The 4,670-nt window shown below is 68.6% G+C and carries 6 protein-coding genes and 1 tRNA gene; 6 read left to right on the plus strand and 1 reads right to left on the minus strand.

The window, feature by feature from the left end; translation table 11 throughout:
* Positions 1–8 precede the first annotated feature (8 nt).
* From DBR36_RS03270 to DBR36_RS03295, 6 genes are all read left to right on the plus strand, one after another.
* The gene (locus tag DBR36_RS03270; protein WP_108317549.1) at positions 9–902 is read left to right on the plus strand and encodes a sugar ABC transporter permease; all 894 of its coding nucleotides are present in this window, start codon (positions 9–11) and stop codon (positions 900–902) included.
* 51 nt (positions 903–953) lie between these two features.
* Positions 954–1,454 (plus strand): FBP domain-containing protein, encoded by a 501-nt coding sequence (locus DBR36_RS03275; RefSeq protein ID WP_108317550.1) that lies wholly within the window; start codon positions 954–956, stop codon positions 1,452–1,454.
* Positions 1,451–2,332, plus strand: a complete 882-nt coding sequence (locus DBR36_RS03280) for a PfkB family carbohydrate kinase (RefSeq protein WP_108317551.1) — start codon at positions 1,451–1,453, stop codon at positions 2,330–2,332. The genes DBR36_RS03275 and DBR36_RS03280 overlap by 4 nt, the downstream gene beginning before the upstream one ends.
* A gap of 91 nt (positions 2,333–2,423) precedes the next feature.
* Positions 2,424–2,508: transfer RNA gene (locus tag DBR36_RS03285), tRNA-Tyr, on the plus strand.
* A 481-nt stretch (positions 2,509–2,989) separates the two neighbouring features.
* Entirely contained in the window at positions 2,990–3,166 is a 177-nt protein-coding gene (locus DBR36_RS17515; protein ID WP_181373460.1) for a hypothetical protein, read from the plus strand.
* A gap of 142 nt (positions 3,167–3,308) precedes the next feature.
* Positions 3,309–3,794 carry a hypothetical protein gene (locus DBR36_RS03295; RefSeq protein WP_108317553.1) on the plus strand — a complete coding sequence of 162 codons (486 nt, stop codon included), beginning with the start codon at positions 3,309–3,311 and terminating at the stop codon, positions 3,792–3,794.
* Between the two features lie 297 nt (positions 3,795–4,091).
* Here DBR36_RS03295 and DBR36_RS03300 read toward each other — a convergent pair whose 3' ends face one another.
* Positions 4,092–4,439, minus strand: a complete 348-nt coding sequence (locus DBR36_RS03300; RefSeq protein ID WP_108317554.1) for a hypothetical protein — start codon at positions 4,437–4,439, stop codon at positions 4,092–4,094.
* Between the last annotated feature and the right edge of the window lie 231 nt (positions 4,440–4,670).

Below are 4,670 nucleotides of genomic sequence, written 5' to 3' on the forward strand. Positions count from 1 at the left end.
GAACTGACATGGCGACCGACACCCTGACCCCGACCCGCCCCGCGCGCCGCCCCGTGGGCACGTGGTTCCGCCAGACCGGCTGGCGCCACCTGGTCGGCATCGCGATGCTGATCTTCTCGTCGTTCCCGCTGCTCTACGTGCTGTCGGCCGCGCTGAACCCGGGCGGCACCCTGTTGACCGCGAACGGCCTGTTCCAGACGGTGAGCATCGACAGCTTCGTGCGTCTGTTCTCGCTGCCGCAGCAGCCGTTCGCCGCGTGGTTCGTCAACTCGCTCGTGATCGGTCTGGCCACCGCCGGGGGCACCGTCTTCCTCGGGGCGCTCGCCGCGTACTCGTTCTCGCGGATGCGGTTCACCGGGCGTCGCTTCGGCCTGCTCAGCCTGCTGCTTGTCCAGATGTTCCCGCAGCTGCTGGCGTTCGTGGCGATCTTCCTGCTGATGACGACCATCGCCGACGTCTTCCCCGCGATCGGGTTGAACACCCAGATCGGCCTCATCATGGTCTACCTGGGCGGGGCGCTGGGGGTGAACACGTATCTGATGTACGGCTTCTTCAACACCGTCCCCGCCTCGATCGACGAAGCGGCCAAGATCGACGGCGCCGGGCATGCGCGCATCTTCTTCACCATCATCCTGCGGCTCGTCGCGCCGATCCTCGCCGTCGTCGGACTGCTGTCGTTCATCGCGACCATGAACGACTTCGTCCTGGCATCCGTGATCCTCGTCGACCCGGCCAAACAGACGCTCGCCGTCGGCCTGTACCAGTTCGTGTCGCAGGAGACCGCGACCAACTGGTCGGTGTTCGCGGCCGGCGCCGTCCTGGCCGCGGTGCTGCCGATGGCGCTGTTCCTCGCGCTCCAGCGGTACATCGTGGGCGGCCTGACCGCGGGCAGCGTCAAATGAGGGGGTGAGGTCCGGCCCGTTCGCCCGCGGGCGCTCGTAGACTCGATGCCCATGCGAGCACTCACTGAGGACGAGGTCCGTGAGGCCTTCGTCAACGCCGCTCCCGAGGAGCTGCGCGTCGTCGCCCTGCCGCACGACTTCGTCCTGACGGACTGGGACCACCTCGACTTCTTCGCGTGGCGCGACCCGCGCACCCGCGGGCGGGGCTACATCGTCACCGAGCACGAGGGCGAGCCCACCGGCATCGTCCTGCGCGCCGCCGAGGGCCAGTCGCGCGCGCGGTCGGCGATGTGCAACCTGTGCCACACGATGCAGCCGGGCGATCAGGTTTCGCTGTTCACCGCCCGCAAGGCGGGCGAGGCGGGCGAGCACGGCGACACCGTCGGCACGTACATCTGCGCCGACATGTCGTGCCACGAGACCGTGCGCCTGGCGGCGCCGCTCGCGCCGAGCGAGATCCGGGCGAGCGTCGACCGCAAGATCGACGGCACCAAGCGGCGCACCGAGGAGTTCGTCGCCCGCGTGCTCGACGCGGCCGAGGTGAGCCGGTGAGCGGGCGCATCGTCGTGATCGGCGACGCCCTGATCGACGAGATCCGCGACGACGCCGGCGTACGCGAGTTCGTCGGCGGCGCCGGGCTCAACGTGGCGGTCGGCCTGTCGCGGCTGGGGGTGCCGGCATCCCTCATCGCGATGGTGGGCGACGACGCCGCGGGGGAGCAGATCCGCGCGTACTCCGCCGAGTACGACGTCGAGCTGCTCGCGAGTCCCGCCGCTCACGGCTCGTCGCGAGCCGTGAGCACCCGCTCGGCCGAGGGGGAGCCCCAGTACGTCTTCAACGACGCCGCGCAGAACCGCCGCGTCGCCTACGGTGCGGCGGAGCGCGCGGCGATCGCGGCCGCCCCGATGGTCGTGGTGAGCTGCTTTCCCTTCGACGACCGCGAGCAGACCGATGCGCTCGTGGATGCCGTGGCCTCGGCCGGAACGTCCCTGGCGATCGACCCGAACCCGCGTAGCGGCATGCTGCACGACCGTGACGAGTTCGTGCGGGGTTTCGAGCGCGCCGCCGCCGGGGCGCTGCTGGTCAAGGTCGGCGAGGACGATGCGCAGCTGCTCTACGGCACCTCGCTCGACGACCTGCGCGACCGGCTCACGGGCCTGGGCGTGGACGCGGTGCTGGCGACCTACGGCGCGGGCGGTGCGGCGATCGTCGCGGGCGACGTGACGGTGACGCGCGGCATCTCGAACCTTCCGGGACGCATCGTCGACACGATGGGCGGCGGCGACGCCGTGCTCGCGACGACCGCCGCGCTCGTGCGGGAGCGGCTGCCCGAGGTCGCCGAGGACTGGGATGCCGTGCTCTCGCGCGCCATGGACGTCGCCGCGGCGACGTGCCGCAGCGAGGGCGCGCTGCTGCGCACGCCCGAGTGAGACCGCCGATGGTTTCGAGCACCCCTTCGGGGATAGTAGAGTGGTTTCTCGCGCCTCTGGTCGACTGAAAAAGCCGGGCGGGTGCGCATCTGGCGAGTTACCCAAGCGGCCAAAGGGATCTGACTGTAAATCAGACTGCATTGCATTCGGGGGTTCGAATCCCTCACTCGCCACCACCTCGAAAAGCCCCGGTCAGCCGTGCATACCGCATGATTGGCCGGGGTTTTGTGGTGGTGCGTGCGGTCGTTGCATGCAACCTACGTGCAATCAGCTCTGAGCGCGGGAGGGGAGCGTTGCGACCGTTGGATCGAACGCGGCGATGGGATGTCGTACCCCGCCGCTATGTTCACCCTCGAAGCGGGACGCCGATGTCCGCGAGGGGGGAGACGCCATGACAGACCACCTTGAGACAGCCAGGTTTCAGGCGAACATGATTGCGGAAGCTCTCGACGGGGAGTCTGCGAGCATGCAGTCCATTGGACGGACCGAGCGGGACGCGAATGCAATTCGAACGTTGGCGGTCGGGCTAGCGCACGCTCACAATGCCTTCCATACGTCGACTTCGGAGCTGGAGCAGCTGCGCCGCAAGCGCCGCTGAGTCTCCGAGGCCCCGGGCACGCCTCTTCGCGAGCGTGACCCGGGGCCGCTGATCTTCCGATGCGGAACGCTGAGGGCGAGGGGGTGGGTGCTGCGGTCGGGTCGGCCACGGCGGCCACGCGCGGCATGTCGAGCGTCAGGAAGAAAACCGCCGCCGTGACCAGGATGAGCACCCCGGTCCCCGTGCCGCTGCTGCACGCCCTCCTTACGCCGCTGCACCTCGGTGGCGAGACCTGAAGGGGAGAGGTTCGGGTCGGTGTGCTCGCGCGCGTCTCGGGCGGCGGCGAGGAGGGCGCGGGCCTCCGTCGCGGCAGCTTCGGGGGCGACGTCGAGCAGCGCGCTTTAGAGCGTGGGCGCGACCCCTCCTAGGGTTGGAGTCATGACACACGCACTGCCGGCAACCACCAAGCTCTACTGGTACGTGGTCGCCGGCGGTGCGGTCATGAGTGTGGTGGCAGCTGCCACCGTCAGCGCTCTATACAACGGGGTGATGGGCGGCGGGCATGGGGCCATCACGCTCTCCGCCACCGTCGGCGCCGGCCTTAGTTTCGGATTGCTGACGACCGTCTTCGTCATCCTCGGAACCGTGTGGTTTGCATCAAAGCTGCACACCCGGAAGGGATGGACCATTGCGATGAGCGTTGCGGCGCCCGTCGTCGGCTGGACCCTATTCGGCGTGTTCGACTCAGGGTTCGGCCCTGCGTCACTCTTCGTGTTCTATCCCGTGGTTGGTGTCATTGCCGGTGTTGCGTCCGGGACCGTGGTCGCACTTGGGTCTTTCCTCGTGCCGGAAAACGCGCGGCAACTAGAAATGGGTCCTCCTGATGACACTGACGTTGCCGAACTCTTCTCCCGCGAGAGGTGAAAGGGCAAGAAACTCGACTGATCCGCGACGCCTGAGACCCGCCGCGGAGGGCCCGCCTTTCAGTCTCGCCGATAGCGACCGTCATCGCCGTCGCGGACGTCCTGCAGGCGCGTCCGGAGATTCTGTTCATTGAGTAGCTCGCCGGTCTCGGTGCCCGTTCCGCGTCCCGCGCCAGAAGGGTGATAGGGCGCGGGGGGACATCGCCAAGCTCCGTCAGGCGGGGATACGGGGAGCCGCCACAGAACGAGAAAAGGGCACCCGATCGGGTGCCCTTTTCTCGTTGGTCGGCCGAGCTGGTCAGCAGGCCGCGAGCAGAGCTTTCGACTTCGTCTCGAGGAAGGCAACGAGGGCGCCCAGGACGTTGACCTCGTTGCCGAGGTTCACGAGGGCGACCGCGGAGAGCTCGATGGTGGCGTCCCGGGCCTCCATCGTGGCCTTCCACGTGCCCTCGCCGCCCGTGATGGGCTGCAGGTAGGTGATGGTCTTCGCCTCGGTCAGGTCGACGACGATCAGGCCCGCATCGGGATCGGACTCGTCATCCTGTTCCAGGACGCGGATGTCGCTCCCGGTGAGGTACCCGAGCGCGCGGAACTCCGCGAGCCACGACTCGAGCAGAGACATGTCGAGCAGCTTGCGTACGGGCACAGGTCACTCCGATCCATTCACGTGAATGTCACGCGTCCCCGACAGTATGCATCATGCGCGAGGGGGCTGGACCGGAGCGAGCCGCAGTGGTATCAAGCGGCGCGGACCGGGCGGCCGGCGGGGCGTGCGGTCCGCACGGGCGTGTGGCTCGCCGCCTCGGCGGCTTCCCACGTGCGGGTGTCGACGACGAGGCCCGAGGCGGCGTTGGCCTGGTCGGCCAGGGTGCGCAGG

Origin of the sequence: Microbacterium sp. HMWF026, assembly GCF_003061325.1 — a bacterium.
In the GTDB taxonomy this organism is placed as follows: domain Bacteria; phylum Actinomycetota; class Actinomycetes; order Actinomycetales; family Microbacteriaceae; genus Microbacterium; species Microbacterium testaceum_E.

Excerpts from the sequence above, each read along its gene's own strand:
- DBR36_RS03270 (WP_108317549.1), top strand. The coding sequence starts at position 9 with ATGGCGACCGACACCCTGACCCCGACCCGCCCCGCGCGCCGCCCCGTG.
- DBR36_RS03275 (WP_108317550.1), top strand. The coding sequence starts at position 954 with ATGCGAGCACTCACTGAGGACGAGGTCCGTGAGGCCTTCGTCAACGCC.
- DBR36_RS17515 (WP_181373460.1), top strand. The coding sequence starts at position 2,990 with ATGCGGAACGCTGAGGGCGAGGGGGTGGGTGCTGCGGTCGGGTCGGCC.
- DBR36_RS03295 (WP_108317553.1), top strand. The coding sequence starts at position 3,309 with ATGACACACGCACTGCCGGCAACCACCAAGCTCTACTGGTACGTGGTC.